This window comes from Paradesulfitobacterium ferrireducens, assembly GCF_017310645.1.
GTDB lineage: Bacteria > Bacillota > Desulfitobacteriia > Desulfitobacteriales > Desulfitobacteriaceae > Paradesulfitobacterium > Paradesulfitobacterium ferrireducens.
This window is the reverse complement of record NZ_JAFLRH010000017.1, coordinates 155,583-176,630: the sequence shown is the minus strand read 5'-3', so window position 1 is coordinate 176,630 and position 21,048 is coordinate 155,583. Positions and strand designations below refer to the sequence as shown.

Sequence of the window (21,048 nt, the reverse complement as noted above, 5' to 3'; positions counted from 1 at the left end):
ACAAAGCCTGATTTCATGCGGATTTGTGTCGAACGGTCGGACATTTGATCGATTTGATTTCGAGTCGAGCGCCTTCGACCAACTCAGCCATCTCTCCAAAATTATTTAGTAAATAACGCTGAAACTCAGCGGCGTTTAACGAAAAAGTCCCTAAGAATCTGGGAGCACTCTGCTTCCATGACCCCGGCGATGACTTCAGCCCGGTGATTCCAGCGATTGATATCAAGAACATTCATAACTGAGCCCACAGCGCCGCCTTTTAAGTCTGCCGCCCCATAAACCAAACGCTGCAAGCGCGCTTGAATTATGGCTCCAGCACACATGGGACATGGCTCAAGCGTAACATAGAGGGTGGCATCGGACAGTCTCCACGAGCCCAAAACTTCCACAGCTCTCTGGATCGCCAATATTTCCGCATGGGCAGTAGGGTCTTGCCGCTGCTCCTTTTCATTATGAGCAGAGCTTATTACTTTGCCATCTTGAACGACAACAGCCCCAATCGGGACTTCGCCTAACTCAAAAGCAATTTGAGCCTGTTCAAAGGCCAGGCGCATCCAGTCTTGGTGAACCATCTAATACCTCGTGGACTATCAAAGGATCAAAGGTAATACTTTCGGCAACGTACTAATCAAACGTACTAATCAATTGATTCTCAAAATGGTGGCCCCGGGAGGACTCGAACCCCCGCAAGACAGGGTTTAGGAAACCCCCGCTCTATCCACCTGAGCTACGAGGCCAAGATAAAATGGCGGAGGGGGTGGGATTCGAACCCACGGCCCCTTGCGGAGTCACTGGTTTTCAAGACCAGCTCCTTAAACCACTCGGACACCCCTCCATGATGAGACAACCGTAAAAAAGTATAACATATATTTTTACGGCTGACAATAAACATATTTTAACACATTTTTACAGATAATCCATTGCTTTATTAGCACATTAACAAAATTACTGACAATACCTTAATCCAACTTCTCTTGCAAGGAGTTGGTAAATTACTGGGAAGCATATTCTCCGGGTATTCTGAATTCCGAATTCTCGAATTCTGACTCCTGACTCCTGAACTCCTGACTCCTGAATTCTGGCCCTTCAGAATCACCCGATAACCTCCACGCCCATATACGGCTGCAACGCCTTAGGGACAAGCACGCGGCCGTCTCTGTCCTGGTAATTCTCCAGAATTGCGGCCACCGTGCGGCCGATGGCTAAACCGCTGCCGTTTAGAGTATGGACAAATTCCGGTTTCCCTTTAGGCTCACGTCTAAAGCGGATATTGGCGCGGCGGGCTTGGAAGTCTTCAAAATTGCTGCAAGATGAAATCTCGCGGTAAGTTTTGAAGCTCGGAAGCCACACTTCGAGATCATAAGTCTTGGCTGAGCTAAAACCTAAATCACCGGTGGACAGGGCCATCACACGGTAGGGAAGCTCAAGCTCCTGGAGGATGCTCTCCGCATCCCGGGTGAGTTTCTCCAGTTCCTCATACGAGTTTTCGGGCAGGCTGAATTTCACCAATTCCACTTTGTTAAACTGGTGCTGGCGGATCAGACCCCGGGTATCCCGGCCCGCCGAACCTGCTTCCGCCCGGAAGCAGGCGCTATAGGCGCAGTGATAAAGCGGGAGTTTCTGCCCGTCCAGGATTTCGTCCCGGTACAGATTGGTCACCGGAACTTCAGCCGTAGGAATGAGGAAATAATCTGTTCCCATTACCTTAAAGGCGTCCTCCTCGAATTTCGGAAGCTGTCCGGTACCGACCATAGAAGCACGGTTTACCATATAGGGAGGAAGAATTTCAAGATATCCTTTGGCTGTGTGCCGGTCGAGCATAAACGAAATTAAGGCTCGTTCCAGCTTGGCGCCCAGGCCTTTATAGAAGGTAAAACGGGCACCCGTTACTTTCCCGGCACGGGCAAAATCTAAGATATCAAGGCTTTCTCCCAGATCATAGTGAGGTGCAGGCTCAAAGTCGAACTTGCGGGGAGTGCCCCAAGTCCGGACCGGAACATTGGCTCTTTCATCCGCTCCTACCGGTACTGAAGCATGAGGGATATTCGGGATCTCATACAGAACAGCTTCCATCCCTTGTTCAATCTGGCTGAGCTGGTCCTCCAAAGCCTTAATTTGCTGGCCGACGTCCCGCATTTCAAGGATTAAGGAATCTGCTGCTTCTCCTTTTTTCTTTAGGCGGCCGACTTCTTCCGATACCTGATTGCGGCGGGCCTTCAGCTGTTCCACTTCAAACAGGACTTTACGACGTTCTTCTTCCTGACGCAAGAAATGATCCAGCTTAAGCGTTGAATTGCGTTTAACCAAAGCTTCTTTCACAACTTCAGGATTTGAGCGTACGAATTTAAGATCCAACACTGGAAAGTCCCCCCATGCTCCTAGCCTTACTTACCGGCATATTCCTCGACAATATCCAAGAAGTACTGATGGACGCGCCGGTCAGGTGTGAGTTCCGGATGAAAAGCACTGGCAATCATATTGCCCTGGCGGGCAAAAACTACTTTACCCTCATATTCCGCTAAGATTCCTACATTAGGTGCGATATCTTTAATATAAGGAGCTCTGATAAAGACAGCCCGTACCGGCTCTGATCCCAAGGCCGGTACGTTAAGATCCGTTTCAAAACTGGCAATCTGGCGGCCAAACGCATTTCGTTCCGCCGTCACATCCATGAGTTCCAAACTATACTGCTGGCTGTTACTAATTTTCTTGCTCATCATGATCATTCCGGCACAGGTGCCGAAGATCGGTAGATCTTTGCCTGCTAAATCCTTGATTTTATCTCCCAGGCCGTCCACCTGCATCAGTTTGCCCATGGTCGTGCTTTCACCGCCCGGGATGATCAAGCCGTCGATCTGATCCAATTCACTGCTTTTGCGTACTTCTACGACTTCAGCTCCTAAACTTTCCAAAGCGATCCGATGTTCTCGAAAGGCTCCCTGTAAGGCTAAGACACCGATGCGCCGTTTCATATTACCAACCTCGATCCTGCATCCTCTCATTAGCTGAAATTGTTGATATTTCTAAACCGGGCATTGGCTCTCCCAAGTCTTTGGAAACCTCAGCCAAGGTCTTGGGATCATTATAATGGGTGGTGGCCAGCACAATCGCTTTTGCGCGGGCTTTGGGGTCAGACGATTTGAAGATACCGGAGCCTACAAATACTCCGTCAACTCCAAGCTGCATCATTAAGGCTGCATCCGCCGGGGTCGAGATTCCGCCTGCCGCAAAGTTTACTACCGGCAGCTTGCCGTGCTCCGCTACATATAGTACCAAATCATAAGGCGCTCCCATGTTCTTTGCGGCCGTCATTAATTCTTCCTTGGGCATTGTAGTTAATTGCCGGATTTCACTCATGACCGTGCGCATATGCCTTACGGCTTCAACCACATTCCCGGTGCCGGGTTCTCCTTTGGTACGGATCATGGCCGCACCTTCCCCGATCCGGCGCAGTGCCTCTCCTAAATTACGGGAACCGCACACAAAAGGTACTTTGAATTGGTTTTTATCAATATGGTAAAGATCATCGGCCGGTGTCAATACTTCACTCTCGTCAATGTAGTCCACACCCAAAGCTTCTAAAATCTGAGCTTCCACAAAGTGGCCGATTCTGGCTTTCGCCATGACCGGAATGGTCACGGCGTCCATAATGCGCAAGATGACGTTCGGGTCAGCCATTCTGGCCACACCGCCCGCTGCTCTAATATCAGCCGGGACTCTCTCTAAAGCCATCACCGCGCAAGCTCCTGCTTCCTCGGCGATTTTAGCCTGTTCAGGGGTAGTCACATCCATAATGACTCCGCCTTTGAGCATTTCCGCTAATCCTGTTTTAACTTTCCATGAACCTACTTCCGCCATTTTTCTTCCCCCTCAAGCCTAATTCGATTTCGAATGACATGGTAACACCTATATTAGTGTTTGTCAATTTACCTTGTTTACTCCTGAATTCTGTTCCATTCGGCCATAAGCTCAATTCGTAGTAATGGCCTTCACGTTCCTGACTACTCATCACTGTCCTCTTCAGTAGTATTCCCATCTTCTTCTTTGCTCACTACTTTGGCAATCGCTACAACTTTACTTTCTCCAATTCGCATCGCCATGACTCCATGAGCCGAGCGTCCCTGCTTAGAAATTCCTCCGACTTCGATGCGCAAGATAACACCATCAGCGGTAATCACCATCAGTTGGTCTTCTTGGTTTACCACTTTAATTCCTACGAGACTTCCGGTTTTCGAATTGGTCTTAGCCGCGATAATTCCCTTGCCGCCGCGCCCTTGAACCCGGAATTCCTTCAAATCCGTGCGTTTGGCAAACCCGTTTTCACTCATGGTCAGAAGTTCCCCGTCATCCCGTACGACATCCATTCCGACTACGACATCGCCATGGCTTAAACTGATTCCCTTGACTCCCCGGGCGGTACGGCCCATTTCCCGTACCTCTTCTTCCGAGAAGCGGATGGATAAACCGTTTTTCGTGGCCATGAGTATGTCATCATTACCATGCGTCAGCCGCACGCCGATCAGTTCATCTCCCTCCGCCAAGGTGAGCGCGATCAGTCCATCTTTGCGGGCTGAGTCATAGTCCGAGAGCCGGGTCTTCTTGACAATCCCTTCTTTGGTGGCTGTGAGGAGAAATTCATTATCATTATATTCTTTGATCGCGATCACTGCTGTAATCTTTTCATCTTGGTTCAAGCTTAAAAGATTAACAACGGCCGTTCCCTTGGCCGTACGTCCGGCCTCCGGAACTTCATGGGCTTTCAGGCGGTACACTTTGCCTTGAGTGGTAAAGAACAGAATATAATGATGTGTTGAGGTAATAAACAGGTGCTCCAGAAAATCCGATTCCTTAGTGGCCATCCCGTGAACGCCCTTACCCCCCCGGCGCTGGCTGCGGTACGTGTTTAATGGTAAACGCTTAATATACCCGTCATGCGTTACCGTCACCACAACATCTTCTTCGGCAATGAGGTCTTCGAGTTCCATCTTGCTTTCGTCAAACGAAATTTTCGTCCGCCGTTCATCCCCGAATTTCTCTTTAATCTCGGTTAATTCAGATTTAATAATTTCAAATACCATCTTCTCTGAAGCCAAAACCGCGCGCAAATAAGCAATGGTATTCAGAAGTTCCTGGTAATCGCTTTCGAGCTTTTCCCGTTCCAAGCCGGTCAAACGCTTTAAGCGCATATCCACAATGGCCTGGGCCTGTTTCTCACTTAACCCGAACCGGCTCATCAAGTTCGCCTTGGCTTCCGGCTCATCCTTCGAGGAACGGATGGTTTCGATCACCGCGTCAATATTATCCAAGGCAATGCGCAAGCCTTCTAGGATATGGGCTTCCGCTTCCGCTTTATTCAGTTCAAAGCGGGTGCGGCGGATAATGACTTCTTTTTGATGTTCAATGAAATAATGGAGCATTTCTTTGAGATTCAGAACCTGAGGCCGGCCATCGACCAAGGCCAGCATAATGATCCCAAAGGATTCTTCCATCTGGGTATGCTTGTACAGCTGATTGAGAATCACCTGGGGATTGACATCCCGCCTCAGTTCAATCACGATGCGCATCCCGGTGCGGTCTGACTCATCCCGTAAATCCGTAATTCCTTCTAATTTCTTGTCCCGGACCAATTCTGCGATCTTCTCAATCAATTTGGCTTTGTTCACCAAGTAAGGAATTTCCGTCACCAGAATGCGCATCTTTCCCGACTTTTCCATATGCTCAATATGCGCCTTGGCCCGGGTTTTGACACTTCCCTTCCCGGTGGTATAAGCACTGATAATCCCATCCGTACCCATAATCGTGCCGCCGGTGGGATAATCCGGACCTTTGACATATTTCATTAAGTCCCGGGGACTTAAATCCGGTTGATCAATTAAGGCCATACAGCCGTCGATCACTTCCACCAAGTTGTGGGGAGGAATATTAGTCGCCATTCCGACGGCAATCCCGGAAGAACCGTTCACCAGCAGATTCGGAAACTTCGATGGCAGAACTTTCGGCTCTTCCTGTTTCTCATCATAGTTGGGAATAAAATCAACGGTGTCTTTCTCTAAGTCAGCCAGCATGTAGGTGGCAATCTTAGACATTCTCAGCTCGGTGTAGCGCATGGCCGCCGCCGAATCCCCGTCAATCGAGCCAAAATTCCCGTGGCCGTCGATCAAGGGGTAACGGCTGGAAAAATCCTGGGCCATCCGCACCACGGCATCATAAATGGCGGAGTCTCCGTGAGGGTGGAACTTGGCCATACAGTCCCCAACCAGACGCGCGGATTTGCTGTACGGTTTATTGGGAGTCATCCCCAATTCGTGCAGGGTATAAAGAATTCTCCGGTGCACCGGTTTCAGTCCGTCCCGCACGTCCGGCAAAGCCCGGCTCACGATAACACTCATGGAATAATCTATAAAGGACTTCTTCATTTCCTCAGAGATCTCTATCGGAAGGATTTTCCCTCCCTGGAGCTCAATCGACATTCACGGCACTCCTTTAAATATCGAGATTGCGCACGTCTTTGGCATGGCGGTAGATAAATTCTTTGCGCGGTTCTACCTTATCTCCCATGAGAATCGTAAACAGCTCATCCGCCAGAATCGCATCATCCATCGTGACTTGCAAAATGGTCCGTTTGGCCGGGTCCATGGTCGTTTCCCACAACTGCTCCGGATTCATCTCCCCTAAGCCTTTGTACCGCTGAACTTCAGCTTTTTCCTTCCCAATCTGGGCTAAGATTCGGCTTAATTCATCATCACTATAGGCATACGTGACATCCCGGCCCTTTTTTATCTTAAACAGCGGCGGTTGGGCGATATAAACATAATTATTTTCCACCAACGGCCGCATATAGCGATAAAAGAAGGTTAAAAGAAGGGTTCGGATGTGGGAGCCGTCGACGTCGGCATCGGTCATGATGATCAGTTTATGGTAGCGCGCCTTGCTTAAATCGAAGTCATCCGAAATCCCGGTGCCCATGGCGGTAATCATGGCCCGGATTTCTTCATTGGCTAAAATTTTATCCAAACGCGCTTTTTCCACGTTCAAAATCTTTCCGCGCAAGGGCAGGATCGCCTGAAAACGCCGGTCCCGGCCTTGCTTGGCCGAACCGCCGGCACTGTCACCCTCGACTAGGTACATCTCGCACAGATCCGGTTCTTTCCAGGAACAATCCGCCAGTTTTCCCGGAAGAGAGGTGCCTTCCAGGGCGCTTTTTCTGCGGGTCAGTTCTCTCGCTTTGCGGGCCGCTTCCCGCGCCCGCGACGCTTGAACCGCTTTTTCAATCACCCGCTTGGCGACGGGCGGATTTTCTTCCAGGTAAGTGCTTAACCCTTCCCCGGTAATTGAATCGACAATCGAGCGAATCTCACTGTTGCCAAGCTTAGTCTTAGTCTGGCCCTCAAACTGGGGTTCGTGCACCTTTACGGAAATAACTGCCGTTAAGCCTTCCCGGATATCCTCCCCGGAAAGGTTGGCATCGTTTCCTTTCAGAAGATTGCTCTTGCGGGCATAATCATTAATAACCCGGGTTAAAGCGGACTTAAATCCCGCTTCATGGGTCCCCCCTTCATGGGTATGAATATTATTCGCATAGGAAAAAAGATTTTCGGTATAGCCGTCATTATATTGGAGCGAGACCTCTACCTGAGTGCTTTCTTTTTCCCCTTCAAAATAAATCGGCTTGGGATGGAGGACATCTTTATTTTTATTGAGATAACGGACAAAATCCCTGATCCCGCCGGTGTGCAAATAAACCTCCTTGGTGTCGGTTCGTTCATCCAAGAGGTTGATCGTTACATTTTTATTCAAAAAAGAAAGCTCACGCAACCGGTGCGCAAGGGTATTAAAATCAAATACCGTCTCTTCAAAAATTTCCGGATCGGGGGCAAAAGAAATTTTGGTCCCGCTTTTTTTCCCTTTGGTTTTCCCGATAATCTTCAACTCGGTCATGGTGTGGCCGCGTTCATATTCCTGGTGATACACATTGCCATTAAGCATAACCTCAACGACCAGCCACTTGGATAAAGCATTGACAACACTTAAACCGACTCCGTGCAAGCCACCGGAGACTTTGTACGCTCCTCCGCTGAATTTTCCCCCGGCATGGAGAACGGTTAAGGCCACTTCAACGGCCGGTTTGCCCATCTTGGGATGAATGTCGACCGGAATTCCGCGCCCATTGTCTACGACTGATACACTGTTGTCAGTATGAATCGTGACATCGATTCGGTCGCAAAACCCGGCCAAGGCTTCATCAATGCTGTTATCGACAATTTCATAAACCAGGTGATGCAAACCCCGGCTGCTGGTCGATCCGATGTACATACCAGGACGCCGGCGAACCGCCTCCAGTCCTTCAAGAACTTCAATCTGTCCGGCATTGTATTCGTTTAAGTTATTGATTTCGTGTGCTTCGGTGCCATCGTGCAAAGCCGTTCCCCCCAACTACAACTAAACCTTTAACCTTTTTATTATACGACAGATTAGCATATTGTTCAATTTTCCTCAGATTCATCCAAAGATAGAGAGCGCTTCAGTAAAGTGGTGGAAGAAATAGGAGAGATATAATACCCTTCCGTAGTTACCACCAAAGATTTTCCCTTTCCTTGCTCAGAAACAAAGTGTACTTGTTGGGATTCTTTAATATTATGCAGAAATACATCCATATTGTCATTGGTTAAAGAACTTTGGTAGTCCAAAATGGCTACGATTTTTTCCTGATTAATCACGACATCGCCGCCTAAATGTAAAAACAATTAGAATTCCCTCCTTATCTGTCCTTGCTTAACGTAATATCGGTTTATTTTACCTTCCGGCATTTCCTCAGCACTGGTCATTGTAATTAAGGTTTGAATCGAACTGGAATAAATAAATTCCAATAAATATTTTCTCCGGAAACGGTCCAATTCAGACAAGACATCATCCAGCAATAACAAAGGGTACTCTTCTTTCTTCGCTTGAATTAATTGGACTTCCCCAAGTTTTAAACTTAAAACCAGAGAGCGGACCTGTCCTTGAGAAGCATAAAGCCGGGCCGGTTTCTGGTTAAGATAAATCACTAAATCATCCCGGTGAGGACCAATTAAGACGGCTTGCCGTTCTATTTCCTGTTCCGTATGCTCAATTAACAGGTTAGGAAAAGAGGAAATGGCTTCTTCGTAGTCTTTCAGCCCCAACGGACGATAGTGGATTTCCATTTTTTCTTTGCCTTCGGAGATATGTTGATAAAAGTAAGAAGAAACCGTCTGCAGTTCTTCGGTTAAGTTCATCCGGTGCTTAATCAGTTTACGGCCTAACTCAATCAGCTCTTCGTTCCAAACAGCCAACTGGCTGCGTTTGGACTGGAGGCTCAAATTACTTTTAAGCAAGGCCCTTTTTTGCTCTAACACTTTGTTATAAGAATTGAGTAAACTGACATATCCCGGTTTAGTCTGGGCAATATGAAAATCTAAAAATTTTCTTCTTTCCCCCGGCCCTCCCTTAACTAAAATCAGGTCATCCGGAGAAAAATAAACAGCATTGACCGTGCCTACATAATCCGAAAGTTTGCGGCACGGCATGTTGTTGATTTTTAAAATTTTTCGGCGTTCATAATAGCGGCTTTCCAATTGAATGATGCGCTGTTTTACTTGAAATAGACCTTGAAGCCGAAATCCGTTTTCCCCCCAGTGAGTCAGCTCCTGCTCACGTTGAACCCGGTATGATTTTCCGGTTAACAGGAAATACAGGGCTTCTAAAAAATTAGTTTTTCCTTGCCCGTTTTCCCCAAATAAAATATTGATCCCCGGTTCTAATCTAATTTCTTCTTGAACATAGTTACGGAAATTTTCTAAACGCAGGCTTTCAATCAGCATACTAGGCAGTCCGTACAGGCAATAAAAGATAGAGATAGTTTGGATCTTCCAAAGGCCTGATTACTGCCGCACTGAACGGTCCGGATAATTCCATCAGGATCTCATCCGTATCCAGGATTTTTAAAACATCTAAAATAAACTTGGCATTAAAGGAAATCCCAAGTTCTTTACCATCAAGCCGAATCGGGATTTGTTCCTGAATTTTACCCATCTCCGAAGTTTGTGCAATATTCATCGCATCTTCTTTGAGGACAAGCCGGACGATATTGCCTACATGATTATCTTTGGCCATTAAAGAAGCTCTCTCCACCGCTTCCAGAAAAGACCGGACAGAGAGATAGGTTTTGGTTTCGCACATTTGCGGAATAGCCTGTTTATAGTTTGGAAATTGGCCATCGATCAAACGCGAAAGCAGCCGGACTGACCCAAACTCAAATTCCACTTGATTTTTATTAAAGCGGATATTAATAATCTCATCCTCATCTTTTAATAAACGGTAAATCTCCGACATGGTTTTGGCCGGAATGATTCCGTAAAAGTGCAGCTCCGGATTCTCCGGAATCTCGGCAATGCGGTAAGCTAAGCGGTGCGTATCCGTACCAATCAGGCGAACCGTACCGCTTTCAACCTGCATCAGGGTCCCGGTAAAAACCGGCCGGCTGCCTTCAGAACTGCAGGCGAAAACCGTTTGCTTAATCATGGTTTTTAGTAAAGCCGTTGGCATAGTAAAGGATTCCGCGTCGGCTAATTCCGGAAATAACGGAAATTCCTCCGGATCATATCCCTTTAGGTTGATATTTGATTGGTCATATTCAATTAATAAAGTATAATCTCTTAATTCTATAGACAGTTGTGTATCCGGGAGTTTACGGACGATCTCGGAAAATAGCCTGGCCGGTACAACCATCTTGCCTTCAGTAAGTATATTTGCCGGTGTGTCACAGAGGATTCCTATTTCTAAGTCAGTCGCGGCGAAAGTAAGTTTTTGATTTTCGGCTGTGATCAGAATTCCTTGCAATATCGGTTGAGTGCTTTTGCTCGACACCGCTTTTTGCACCGTATTAACTCCTGTTAAGAGATCATTTTTGGTGCAGAAAAATTTCATGAGCTACCTCCTCAACAATAATAATAATATAGTAATTGTAGTCGTCATCGTAGTATAGCCTGTCTGTTTGTGGATATTTGGGGAGAGAGCCGATTCTGAGCCTAAAAGAGGGCTTGTACAACATGTGGATAACAAGTTTTAACTTATCCACATGTTAAGAATTTCAATTTTATCCCCAAATTTTCCCCAAGTTAATCCACACGTTTAAGCCAATTTTAGTTTTTGAATAATATCATTAATTCTCTTTTCTAACAGCGGGTCATTGGTTAGTGAGGCCGCTATTTTATCATGGGCATGAATAACGGTTGTATGGTCGCGTCCACCAAATGCTTCTCCGATTTTAGGAAGGGAGGTATCAGTCAGCTCCCGGGCCAAATACATCGCTATTTGGCGGGGGAAGGCAATATTGCGGGTTCTCTTCTTAGCTTTGAATTCAGTCAGCGTAAGGTGGAAATAATCCGCAACCACCTTCTGAATCAATTCAACGCTGATTTCCTTTGGACTACTTAGAGGAAGAATATCTTTAAGGGCTTTCGCAGCGATCTCCGGAGTAATCGGACTATTGCTTAAAGAAGCGTAGGCCATGACACGGATCAAAGCGCCTTCCAGTTCCCGGATGTTGGATTGAATGTTATCTGCGATAAAGACCATGACTTCATTGGCTACTTGCAGATTTTCCAGCTTCGCTTTTTTGCGTAAAATTGCAATCCTTGTTTCCAGATCCGGTGCCTGAATATCTGTAATCAGCCCCCATTCAAAGCGCGAGCGGAGACGGTCTTCCAGGGTCGGAATTTCTTTGGGAGGACGGTCGGATGAAATAATAATTTGTTTGTTGGCTTCATAGAGCGCATTAAATGTATGAAAAAATTCCTCTTGAGTCTGTTCTTTACCGGCCAGAAATTGAATGTCATCGATGAGCAAAATATCAACATTACGATAATTATTGCGAAACTCAATTTGCTTTTTGTCCCGAATGGAATCAATGAGTTCATTGGTAAATTTTTCACTGGAAACGTAAAGAACACGCTCATTAGGAGAATGTTGGAGGACATGATGACCAATGGCGTGCATTAAATGGGTTTTGCCTAACCCCACACCTCCGTATATAAAAAGAGGATTGTAAGATTTTGCCGGTGATTCGGCGACAGCCAAAGCGGCGGCATGCGCAAAGCGGTTGCTGTTGCCGATGACAAAGGTATCAAAGGTGTATTTGCTATTCAGGAAATTAGGAGAACGCTCCTGAGGTTGAGCCGGAGGAGTTAACACTTGCTCTGGCGGTAATTGACGCTGCTCTTCAGCCGTAGGAATCTTGAAAATAAGGCTGACGGGATGACCGAGAATAGGCTGCACCGTGGAACGTATTAAAGAAGAATACCGGCTTTCAAGCCAGTCTTTGGCAAATTCATTGGGTACACTAATAATTAGGGTATCACCTTGTATATCCACTAAACGAGTAGAACTAAGCCATACTTCAAAACTTTGTTTGGAAAGTTCTCCTTCCAATTTAGATAGGGTTTCTCTCCAAATGGATGCTAACGACGGGTTTTGGGGTGGCATCGATTGTCCTCCCTTTTCAAGTATGGTATAGAAAATATGACAAGAAAAAAGTTATACACAAACTTATGCACATTTGTGGATAACTTCGAAGATTGAACCTGTGGATTAACCTGATCAACTATATTTAGGATTGAAAGTCTCTCCTAAAAACATGATATCAAGTTTCGATAGAGTTATCAACAGGAAGTAGGAGTCTTTTCGTGGAATATTCACAGGGATAACTTATTTAATATCCGGAACTTATCCACAGAGAGGCATTTCCTTTGCTTGACATGGTAAAAAAATTTAGAGTATAATCGTTTAAGAATGTCTTCTGTTTGCGCTAAAAGGAGGTGTCTCACTATGAAAATGACATATCAACCAAAAAACCGGCGTCATAAACGCGTTCATGGATTCTTAAAGCGTATGAGTTCTACGACAGGTCAAAACGTGATTAAACGTCGTCGCTTAAAAGGGCGGAAAAAGTTATCTGCATAAGGCCGCAATTTTGTGGCCTTTTTTTAGCTCAAAATTTTTTATGTTTAAGGTTTGGTTAAGCAAGCAATAATAGAATAAGGGATCTTTTGGTACATAATGGAGGAAGTATGCTTAAAAGAGAGCTGCGCTTACGTAAGCGGGCAGGATTTAAGATTTTGTTTGATGCAGGAAAGAGTTATCCTGGCAAATATACAGTGATTTATGTACTGAAAGGTCCGCGAAAATTCGGTTTTATCGCATCAAAGAAGATTGGCAATGCAGTTCAGAGAAATCGGGCCAAGCGGTTAATGCGCGAGGTAATACGGCTTCATCTAACCGATATGCATGATGGGTATGCATGTATTTTAATTGCTCGCACAACGATTAATGGCGTCTCCTATTTTGAAGTTGAATCCTCTATCCTTCAGACCTTGCGTAAAGCCCGTGTTCTCAAGGAATAGAAATAGAAGAGATGAGAAAAATGAAATATGTCTTTATTGGATTAATTAAATTTTACCAAAAGTTCATTTCCCCCCTGAAGCGGCCCTCATGCCGGTTTCAGCCGACATGTTCCGAATATTCTGTTCAGGCATTAATGAAATACGGGCTGGTGAAAGGGAGTTGGAAATCTCTCGTTCGTATTTTGAAGTGTCACCCGTTTCATCCCGGAGGATATGATCCAGTTTAAGGAGGGCTCTTGTGAATATTATTGTTCAATGGATGACCGATTTATTAAAGTGGCTTTACAACCTGACATCAGTGGTCGGCCTAGCGAATTACGGGATTGCTATCATCCTCTTAACCATTATCATCAAATCCCTTATTTTTCCATTGACTTGGAAGCAAATGGTCTCTATGCGCAAAACGGTGGAGTTGCAGCCAAAGATAAAAGAAATTCAAAAGAAATACAAGGATAAACCTCAAGAAGCTAATGCCAAAATTATGGAACTGTATAAAGAAAATAACGTAAACCCGGCAGGGGGATGTCTCCCTTTGCTTGTCCAACTCCCCATTTTTTGGGCACTGTATAGTGCATTGCTTCATTTCCCTTACGGAAACGAAGCCAGTGCCAATTTCTTAGGATTTAACCTCACTCAAAGTTATGGTTTTACTTCACCCTATCATTTAATTTTGCCTCTCCTGGCAGCGGCCACGACTTTTTTACAAACAAAGGTAACCAGTCCGAATGCTTCCCAAGACCCGACTCAAAAAATGATGTTGTATATTATGCCGGTTTTCTTAGGGTATATTACGGCCACAGTTCCTTCAGGACTTGGACTGTATTGGGTGACGATGAATATTGTTTCCATTCTCCAGCAGCTCTTCATAAATAAGAAACTCAGTAACAAAGAGGTTAATCCTGCTTAGGATATGGATCGCGATGAGGGGGATCAAACATGAAAGTCGTAGAACGAACCGGCAAGTCTGTAGAAGAAGCTATTAGCAAAGCGCTTGAAGAAATTGGAGTTGAACGGGAACGGGCACAAATAGAGATCCTGGAGGAACCATCGAAGAAAGGACCATTTGGTCTTTTAGGAACAACCTTGGCCAAAGTCCGCGTATCTTATGAGGATGATCCGGGTGCCTTAGCCTGTGAATTCATAGAAAAAGTGTGCCAGACCATGGGAGTGAATGCGGTCTGTCATGTGACCAAGCGTGAACCCCACTGGCATGTGGATATAACCGGCCCGGAATTGGGTATTCTAATAGGGCGCAGAGGGGATACCCTGGATGCGCTTCAATACTTAACCAATCTGGCAGTCGGGAAGCAGTTGTCGGAACGGGTTAAGATTATTGTGGATGTTGAAGGCTATCGCCAGCGCCGGGAAGAAACCTTGATTCGTTTAGCTAAGAGATTATCTGAAAAAGTGAAACGCACCGGCAACCGTGTTGTCCTTGAACCAATGAATCCTCACGAACGTAGAATCATCCACACTGCTTTGCAAGATGAGTACAAAATATCCACCTTCAGTGAAGGGGAGGAACCGAATCGCCGGGTGGTAATTTCACTTAAAAGGAGTAGAGATATTTCTTAGGTTAGGCGGGGAGGATTACCTCCCTTTTTATTTTATGGGTATGCGTATTTAGTGAGACAGGAGTCAGGAGTCAGGAGACAGAAAAAGCGGCTTTAAAATTCTGAGTACAGACTCCTGAATTCTGAGTACTAATCGAGTACTGACTTTTGAATTCTGAGTACCTAATAAAGTAAGAATCACGGAGATGAATAGCTAGTGGTAGACACCATTGTGGCTTTGGCCACGGCCTTCGGGGAGGCAAGCATCCATGTCTTGCGCCTTAGCGGGCCGGATGCGAAGCAGATTATTGAGTCTTGCTTTCTGCCCCATCACCCGGCGCGCTGGGCTGAGGACAAGAGTTATACCCTCCATTTGGGATATTTTAAAGATAATGAAGAGCATTTAGATGAAGTATTAGTCAGCCGGATGCATAAGCCTTATTCCTACACCGGGGAAGATGTGTTCGAGATTAACTGCCACGGCGGGCCTTTTTTGGCCCAGCGCTTGCTGGAAGTCTGCCTTAAACAGGGGGCACGTTTGGCTGAGCCGGGGGAGTTTACGAAACGGGCATTTCTTAATGGAAAATTAGATTTGATTCAAGCGGAATCGATCATCGACTTGATTAGTTCCCGAACGGAAAGCGGGTCCAGGCTGGCTTTTAGCCAATTAAAAGGCGGACTCTCGGAAAAAATCCTTCAGGTTCGGGAACAGGTCATGGATATCCTGGCTTTTATTGAAGCGGGGATAGATTTTCCCGAAGATGAAGTGGAAGATTTGGACCGGGAACAGTTAAGGGAACGCCTTCAAGGGGCCCTGGGTTTGGTCGAGGAAATATTGGCCGGGAGCAAGACAGGTAAGATTTTGCGCGAGGGATTGCAGACGGCGATTGTAGGCTTGCCTAATGTCGGAAAGTCCAGTTTATTAAACGCCCTGGTCCGGGAAGAACGGGCGATTGTCACTGATATTCCGGGGACAACACGGGACGAAATCCGGGAAGCAGTCAGTGTCGGCGGGATCTTGCTCCAGCTGATTGATACGGCCGGAATCCGGGAAAGCGATGATCCGGTCGAGCGTTTAGGGATTGAGCGGAGCTGGCGCTCCATTGAGAAGGCTGATCTAATCCTGTTAGTAGTCAAAGCCAATTCCGCCTTAGCGACGGAAGAGGTAAAGATTATCCAAACCCAGCCGGAAAAAGTGATTGTGATTGCCAATAAAGTGGATTTACTCAAGGATCCTCAAGACTTTACTCCAGGTTTAGGCCTGGGAACCTGGATTCCTTTTTCTGTACATAAACATCTTGGATTTGAAGCTTTGGATGCTGAAATAAAGAGAAGGGTTTATCAAGGGCGAATGGTAAGTAAAGATGAACCCCTTTTATCCAATGCACGGCAAATCTCTGCTTTAGAACGCTGTCGCAGTGCGCTTGTTTCGGCTTTGACCGGGGTGGAAAGCGGGATGCCCTGGGATATCCTATCGATTGATGTGCGCCAGGGGTTGCAGGCTGTTTCTGAAATGACAGGGGATCAAATTCAGGAGAATTTACTGGAGACGATTTTTTCGAGATTTTGCATAGGAAAGTAGGATCGTGGGCATGGAGTATTTTGCCGGAAAATATGATGTAATCGTGGTTGGCGCGGGTCATGCCGGGTGTGAAGCGGCCTTGGCTGCGGCCCGCCTGGGATGTGAAACCTTGCTGGTGACGCTTAACTTGGATACGGTGGCGCATATGCCCTGCAATCCATCCGTTGGGGGGCCGGCTAAAGGGCATTTGGTTCGTGAAATTGATGCTTTGGGCGGCCAGATGGGAATCGTGGCCGATGAGACTTCGCTCCAGGTGAGAATGCTCAATACCGGGAAAGGGCCGGCCGTGCACGCGCTCAGGATGCAGTCGGATAAGAAAGCATACCACCGGCGGATGCTGGATGTGATTTTAGCCGAGCCCAAATTAACGACCGTTCAGGCCTTGGTGGAACGGCTGGTTGTGGACCAAGGGGAAATCCGTGGGGTCGTTACCCGCACCGGTGCCCGCTTTGAGAGCCGGAGTGTGGTGCTGACGAGCGGAACCTACCTGCGCGGGCGCATTATCGTGGGAGCAGCCATGTATGAAGGCGGCCCCAATGGCCAAATGCCGGCCGTGAATTTGTCTCATGCTTTGCGTGACCAGGGAATCGAATTGGGGCGGTTTAAAACCGGAACCCCGCCCAGGATTCACAAACTATCTGTGGATTTCAGCAAGTTTACGATTCAGCCGGGAGATGACCGGGCCTGGCAGTTTTCTTTTTTACCGCGGGTGAGCATGTTTTGGCAGGGGGACCCGCAGCGCCAGGTCCCATGCTGGCTTGGCTATACGACGAGTGAAACGCATGAGATCATTCGCAAAAATCTATACCGGGCTCCGCTTTTTAGTGGGGAGATCGAAGGTATCGGCCCCCGGTATTGTCCCTCCATTGAGGATAAAGTGGTGCGCTTTGCCCACCGGGAAGCACACCAGATATTCCTTGAGCCGGAGGGCTGGGAAAATAATGAGATGTATGTGGCCGGACTTTCCACCAGCATGCCTGAGGAGGTTCAGGTTGAGATTTTGCAGAGCATCCCTGGACTGGAACAGGTGAAGATGCTGCGCCCGGGATATGCGATTGAATACGATTATGTAAAGCCGCACCAGCTGGCGCTAACCTTAGAAGTAAGACAGCTTCCCGGCTTGTTCACGGCCGGACAGCTAAACGGGACTTCCGGGTATGAAGAAGCGGCGGCTCAAGGGTTGGTGGCCGGTATTAATGCGGCCCTTAAAGCTATGGAACGAGGACCTTTTGTAATACGGCGTTCGGACGGCTACTTAGGGGTTTTGATTGACGACTTGGTAACCAAAGGCATTAAAGAGCCGTATCGTTTATTAACTTCAAGAGCGGAATACCGCTTGGTCCTGCGTCAGGATAATGCAGATTTGCGCCTCACCCCCACAGGGCGTGAGCTGGGATTGGTTTCGGAGGAACGATGGCAGCGCTTTTCCCTGAAACAAGAAGGACTGGCAAAGGTGACATCCTTATGGCAGGGTTCGATGTTTTCCCCGCAGCGGGAGGATGTGCAAAAGGTGCTTATAGAGGCGGGATCATCCCCTTTAAAAAGCGGCGCCAGTGCTGCCGACTTATTAAGAAGGCCGGAGATTAACCTGGAGCATCTTAAAATGTTCGTTCCGGAGAGCAAATTATGGGATGATGAAATTTTAGAGGAAGCGGAGATTGAGCTAAAATACGAAGGCTATATAGAGAAGCAGGAACAGGAGATTGAGCGCTTTGCCAAGCTGGAGGAGCGCACCCTCCCCCCTTCTTTGCCTTATGATGACATCCGGGGTTTATCCACGGAGGGCAGACAGAGACTGAAGGAAGTTCAGCCGATGAATATCGGGCAAGCGTCGCGCATTACCGGAGTTAGTCCGGCTGATATATCCGTACTCTTGGTCTATCTTGAACAAAGGCGCAGAGGAGGTTAACGGCTTGTTTCAGGAATTCGCTTCATATCTGGAAGAGAAGGCCTTAGCCAAACTGGGTCTAACCCTAACCCAGACCCAGATCGAACAGTTTTGTGCGTATGGGGATATGCTCCTGGAGTGGAATGAGAAGGTGAATTTGACGAGTATTGTCGAACCAAGGGAGGTTATCCTCAAGCACTTTATTGATTCCTTGGCTTTAAGCCGCTGGATTAAAGGTGGAAGCCTGGCAGACATTGGCACGGGGGCGGGATTTCCCGGAATTCCTCTGAAAATTTGCCTTCCTGAACTGGAGGTATTGCTTCTTGATTCCTTGGGGAAACGAATTGATTTCCTGAATCATGTTCTTAAGGAACTGGATTTGCAGGGTGCAAGCGCCGTCCATGCTCGGGCTGAGGAAGCCGGAAGAAATAAAGCATACCGGGAGCTCTTTGATTATACCTCTTCCCGGGCGGTTGCCCGCCTTCCGGTCTTGCTCGAGTATGCGATTCCATTAACTAAGACGGGGGGATTATTTTTAGCGGCCAAGGGCGCTCAAGTTGATGAAGAGGTTGAAGTGAGCACTAAGGCCCTGGAAATATTAGGATGCAGCATCCTTGAAATTGAACAGTATAGCCTGGGTGAAGAGGCTGAGCACCGGGCCGTGATTGTGGTTGAGAAGGTAAAGCAGACGCCGGCGGCTTATCCGCGCAAGCCCGGGATACCGGGGAAAAAACCGTTAGGTTAGTTTGAGATGAAGGGATTTTTCTCTATTTGTTGAGGAATTTATTAAAAAGCATCCGAGTGGATGCTTTTTTTATTCCGGTGCTTCTGTTAGTATAAGAAGAGGGCGGTTCTTTGACCGTGCTTTGATATCTCTTGTGCTATAAAGGAGTAAGCTTTGGGAAGAGAAGGTGCGCGCTTATGACGAAGGTTATTGCCATAGCCAATCAAAAAGGAGGAGTTGCCAAGACGACGACTGCGATTAATTTAAGCGCCTGTCTGGCAGAATTAGGTCAGAGGGTGCTTTTGGTTGATTTAGACCCGCAGGGCAACGCTACCAGTGGTCTAGGGATTGCTAAGCATAAGCTGTCGCATTGTATTTATGATGTCCTTATTGACGCTTTGCCGATGGACCAAGTTTTCGAGAAGACCGAGGCCCATCAGCTGAAAGTTGTCCCCGCCCGTATTGAACTGGCAGGAGCGGAAATTGAGTTGGTCAATCTTGAACAGCGTGAACAAAGGTTAAAGAAAGCTTTGGCTGAAGTCAAAGCTCAATTTGACTACATATTTATTGATTGTCCTCCGTCACTAGGTTTATTAACCCTCAATGCCTTAACCGCGGCAACTGATGTGTTGATTCCGGTGCAGTGTGAGTATTACGCCTTGGAGGGCTTGACTTTGCTCATGAACACCCTGGAGCGTGTCCGCAAGTCACTTAATCCTGAGTTGAATATTATTGGTGCCCTGCTCACTATGTTTGATGCCCGTACCAACTTATCAATCCAGGTCGTAGATGAAGTCAAGAAGTATTTTCGGCAAAAAGTTTTTCAAACCATTATCCCCCGTAATGTCCGCTTAGGGGAAGCCCCCAGCCACGGTAAGCCGATTATGCTTTATGATCCCCGTTCACGGGGAGCGGATGTTTATCGGGATTTGGCTAAGGAGGTATTAGAACGTGGCTAAAAAAGGTTTAGGGAGAGGATTAGAGGCGTTAATTCCGGACGAAGGCCCTCAAGCGCAAGCGCTCAGGGAGATTGCTCTGGCCGACATAGAACCGAACCCTGATCAGCCTCGCCGCGAATTTGATGAAGAGACTTTAAAAGAATTAGGTGACTCTATTCGCGAACATGGTTTACTGCAACCCATTTTAGTTAGGCCTAATGGTTCTCGATATATGATTATTGCGGGAGAACGCCGTTTCCGTGCCTCTAAGCTAGCCGGCATGGAAAAGATTCCGGTGATTGTTCAAGAATGCAGTGAGCTGGAGATGACCGAGCGGGCTTTAGTTGAGAATGTGCAGCGAGCCAACTTATCCCCAGTGGAAGAAGGCCTTGCCTACCGGAGGTTGATGGAGGAATTTGACTTGACTCAGGAGCAGGTGGCCCAGAAAGTTGGAAAAGGAAGGCCCACGGTTGCCAATCTCTTGCGTATTATTCAGTTGCCGGAACCGGTATTAAAGCTGCTCAGGGAGGAGAAAATCTCACTAGGGCATGCAAAGGTTCTGATGGGTTTAGAAGATTCTACTGTTCAAGTGCTGATTGCAGATAAAGCGGCGCGTGAACAACTTTCAGTCCGAGCTATGGAAGAGCTCTTGAATAACTTGCGCGGGAAAAAGGAACAACCTAAAGTTAAGAAAGCGGCTATCCCTGCTTTGCGTATGGTTGAAGACCGGCTGCGTGAGCTTTTACAGACCAAGGTACGAATCAGTGGCAGTGAAGAACGCGGTAAGATAGAAATTGAATTTTTTTCCCAAGAAGAACTTAACCGCTTACTTGAGTTATGGAAGCTAGAAGTTTAGAAAATGTTCCACGTGGAACATACACACAAAAGAATCCATTGTTTTAAATGAGGAATTCTAGTATTAAGTGATTAGCTTTGAGTAAT

The 21,048-nt window shown here is 47.0% G+C and carries 20 protein-coding genes and 2 tRNA genes; 10 read left to right on the top strand and 12 right to left on the bottom strand.

The window, feature by feature from the left end; translation table 11 throughout:
• Positions 1-125: 125 nt before the first annotated feature.
• The 12 genes from tadA to dnaA form a co-directional block, all read right to left on the bottom strand.
• Complete coding sequence (gene tadA / locus J0X21_RS06085) at positions 126-572, bottom strand: tRNA adenosine(34) deaminase TadA (RefSeq protein ID WP_206811294.1); 447 nt, start codon at positions 570-572, stop codon at positions 126-128.
• Positions 573-658: 86 nt separating this feature from the next.
• Positions 659-737, bottom strand: a tRNA-Arg gene (locus tag J0X21_RS06080).
• A 9-nt stretch (positions 738-746) separates the two neighbouring features.
• Positions 747-835 (bottom strand) — tRNA-Ser (locus tag J0X21_RS06075).
• Positions 836-1,092: 257 nt separating this feature from the next.
• Positions 1,093-2,358: a serine--tRNA ligase gene (gene serS, locus J0X21_RS06070; protein ID WP_206811293.1), complete on the bottom strand. Its 1,266-nt coding sequence runs from the start codon at positions 2,356-2,358 to the stop codon at positions 1,093-1,095.
• 26 nt (positions 2,359-2,384) lie between these two features.
• Positions 2,385-2,972, bottom strand: coding sequence for a pyridoxal 5'-phosphate synthase glutaminase subunit PdxT (gene pdxT, locus J0X21_RS06065; protein ID WP_206811292.1), 588 nt, complete (start codon positions 2,970-2,972; stop codon positions 2,385-2,387).
• Position 2,973: 1 nt separating this feature from the next.
• Positions 2,974-3,858, bottom strand: a complete 885-nt coding sequence (pdxS, locus tag J0X21_RS06060) for a pyridoxal 5'-phosphate synthase lyase subunit PdxS (protein ID WP_206811291.1) — start codon at positions 3,856-3,858, stop codon at positions 2,974-2,976.
• Between the two features lie 143 nt (positions 3,859-4,001).
• A complete protein-coding gene (gyrA, locus tag J0X21_RS06055; protein ID WP_206811290.1) occupies positions 4,002-6,470 on the bottom strand; it encodes a DNA gyrase subunit A in 2,469 nt (822 codons plus the stop codon).
• Positions 6,471-6,483: 13 nt separating this feature from the next.
• Positions 6,484-8,418 carry a DNA topoisomerase (ATP-hydrolyzing) subunit B gene (gyrB, locus tag J0X21_RS06050; protein ID WP_209011310.1) on the bottom strand — a complete coding sequence of 645 codons (1,935 nt, stop codon included), beginning with the start codon at positions 8,416-8,418 and terminating at the stop codon, positions 6,484-6,486.
• A 65-nt stretch (positions 8,419-8,483) separates the two neighbouring features.
• A complete protein-coding gene (gene remB, locus J0X21_RS06045; RefSeq protein ID WP_206811289.1) occupies positions 8,484-8,744 on the bottom strand; it encodes an extracellular matrix regulator RemB in 261 nt (86 codons plus the stop codon).
• A complete protein-coding gene (gene recF / locus J0X21_RS06040; protein WP_206811288.1) occupies positions 8,745-9,842 on the bottom strand; it encodes a DNA replication/repair protein RecF in 1,098 nt (365 codons plus the stop codon).
• A gap of 1 nt (position 9,843) precedes the next feature.
• Positions 9,844-10,947, bottom strand: a complete 1,104-nt coding sequence (gene dnaN / locus J0X21_RS06035) for a DNA polymerase III subunit beta (RefSeq protein ID WP_206811287.1) — start codon at positions 10,945-10,947, stop codon at positions 9,844-9,846.
• A 204-nt stretch (positions 10,948-11,151) separates the two neighbouring features.
• A complete protein-coding gene (dnaA, locus tag J0X21_RS06030) occupies positions 11,152-12,504 on the bottom strand; it encodes a chromosomal replication initiator protein DnaA (protein ID WP_206811286.1) in 1,353 nt (450 codons plus the stop codon).
• A 342-nt stretch (positions 12,505-12,846) separates the two neighbouring features.
• Here dnaA and rpmH point away from each other — a divergent pair, with 342 nt between their 5' ends.
• From rpmH to J0X21_RS05980, 10 genes are all read left to right on the top strand, one after another.
• Complete coding sequence (rpmH, locus tag J0X21_RS06025) at positions 12,847-12,981, top strand: 50S ribosomal protein L34 (protein ID WP_206811285.1); 135 nt, start codon at positions 12,847-12,849, stop codon at positions 12,979-12,981.
• 107 nt (positions 12,982-13,088) lie between these two features.
• A complete protein-coding gene (rnpA, locus tag J0X21_RS06020; protein ID WP_206811284.1) occupies positions 13,089-13,421 on the top strand; it encodes a ribonuclease P protein component in 333 nt (110 codons plus the stop codon).
• A 20-nt stretch (positions 13,422-13,441) separates the two neighbouring features.
• The gene (gene yidD, locus J0X21_RS06015) at positions 13,442-13,648 is read left to right on the top strand and encodes a membrane protein insertion efficiency factor YidD (protein ID WP_206811283.1); all 207 of its coding nucleotides are present in this window, start codon (positions 13,442-13,444) and stop codon (positions 13,646-13,648) included.
• Between the two features lie 11 nt (positions 13,649-13,659).
• Positions 13,660-14,328, top strand: coding sequence for a YidC/Oxa1 family membrane protein insertase (locus tag J0X21_RS06010; protein WP_206811282.1), 669 nt, complete (start codon positions 13,660-13,662; stop codon positions 14,326-14,328).
• A gap of 29 nt (positions 14,329-14,357) precedes the next feature.
• On the top strand, positions 14,358-14,996 hold the full coding sequence (gene jag, locus J0X21_RS06005) for an RNA-binding cell elongation regulator Jag/EloR (RefSeq protein ID WP_206811281.1): 639 nt from the start codon (positions 14,358-14,360) through the stop codon (positions 14,994-14,996).
• Positions 14,997-15,191: 195 nt separating this feature from the next.
• A complete protein-coding gene (gene mnmE, locus J0X21_RS06000) occupies positions 15,192-16,556 on the top strand; it encodes a tRNA uridine-5-carboxymethylaminomethyl(34) synthesis GTPase MnmE (protein ID WP_206811280.1) in 1,365 nt (454 codons plus the stop codon).
• Positions 16,557-16,566: 10 nt separating this feature from the next.
• Positions 16,567-18,465, top strand: coding sequence for a tRNA uridine-5-carboxymethylaminomethyl(34) synthesis enzyme MnmG (gene mnmG / locus J0X21_RS05995; RefSeq protein WP_206811415.1), 1,899 nt, complete (start codon positions 16,567-16,569; stop codon positions 18,463-18,465).
• Between the two features lie 28 nt (positions 18,466-18,493).
• Entirely contained in the window at positions 18,494-19,189 is a 696-nt protein-coding gene (gene rsmG, locus J0X21_RS05990; protein WP_407947630.1) for a 16S rRNA (guanine(527)-N(7))-methyltransferase RsmG, read from the top strand.
• 176 nt (positions 19,190-19,365) lie between these two features.
• The gene (locus tag J0X21_RS05985; protein WP_206811278.1) at positions 19,366-20,127 is read left to right on the top strand and encodes a ParA family protein; all 762 of its coding nucleotides are present in this window, start codon (positions 19,366-19,368) and stop codon (positions 20,125-20,127) included.
• Entirely contained in the window at positions 20,120-20,962 is an 843-nt protein-coding gene (locus J0X21_RS05980; RefSeq protein WP_206811277.1) for a ParB/RepB/Spo0J family partition protein, read from the top strand. Before J0X21_RS05985 ends, J0X21_RS05980 begins: the two co-directional genes overlap by 8 nt.
• The last annotated feature ends 86 nt before the right edge of the window (positions 20,963-21,048 follow it).

What these genes read in the sequence shown, in the direction of transcription:
- jag (WP_206811281.1), top strand. Translation starts at nt 14,358, where the DNA reads ATGAAAGTCGTAGAACGAACCGGCAAGTCTGTAGAAGAAGCTATTAGC.
- gyrA (WP_206811290.1), bottom strand. Translation starts at nt 6,470, where the DNA reads ATGTCGATTGAGCTCCAGGGAGGGAAAATCCTTCCGATAGAGATCTCT.
- dnaN (WP_206811287.1), bottom strand. Translation starts at nt 10,947, where the DNA reads ATGAAATTTTTCTGCACCAAAAATGATCTCTTAACAGGAGTTAATACG.
- rnpA (WP_206811284.1), top strand. Translation starts at nt 13,089, where the DNA reads ATGCTTAAAAGAGAGCTGCGCTTACGTAAGCGGGCAGGATTTAAGATT.
- rpmH (WP_206811285.1), top strand. Translation starts at nt 12,847, where the DNA reads ATGAAAATGACATATCAACCAAAAAACCGGCGTCATAAACGCGTTCAT.
- pdxT (WP_206811292.1), bottom strand. Translation starts at nt 2,972, where the DNA reads ATGAAACGGCGCATCGGTGTCTTAGCCTTACAGGGAGCCTTTCGAGAA.
- dnaA (WP_206811286.1), bottom strand. Translation starts at nt 12,504, where the DNA reads ATGCCACCCCAAAACCCGTCGTTAGCATCCATTTGGAGAGAAACCCTA.
- J0X21_RS05985 (WP_206811278.1), top strand. Translation starts at nt 19,366, where the DNA reads ATGACGAAGGTTATTGCCATAGCCAATCAAAAAGGAGGAGTTGCCAAG.
- recF (WP_206811288.1), bottom strand. Translation starts at nt 9,842, where the DNA reads ATGCTGATTGAAAGCCTGCGTTTAGAAAATTTCCGTAACTATGTTCAA.
- pdxS (WP_206811291.1), bottom strand. Translation starts at nt 3,858, where the DNA reads ATGGCGGAAGTAGGTTCATGGAAAGTTAAAACAGGATTAGCGGAAATG.
- tadA (WP_206811294.1), bottom strand. Translation starts at nt 572, where the DNA reads ATGGTTCACCAAGACTGGATGCGCCTGGCCTTTGAACAGGCTCAAATT.
- mnmG (WP_206811415.1), top strand. Translation starts at nt 16,567, where the DNA reads ATGGAGTATTTTGCCGGAAAATATGATGTAATCGTGGTTGGCGCGGGT.
- yidD (WP_206811283.1), top strand. Translation starts at nt 13,442, where the DNA reads ATGAAATATGTCTTTATTGGATTAATTAAATTTTACCAAAAGTTCATT.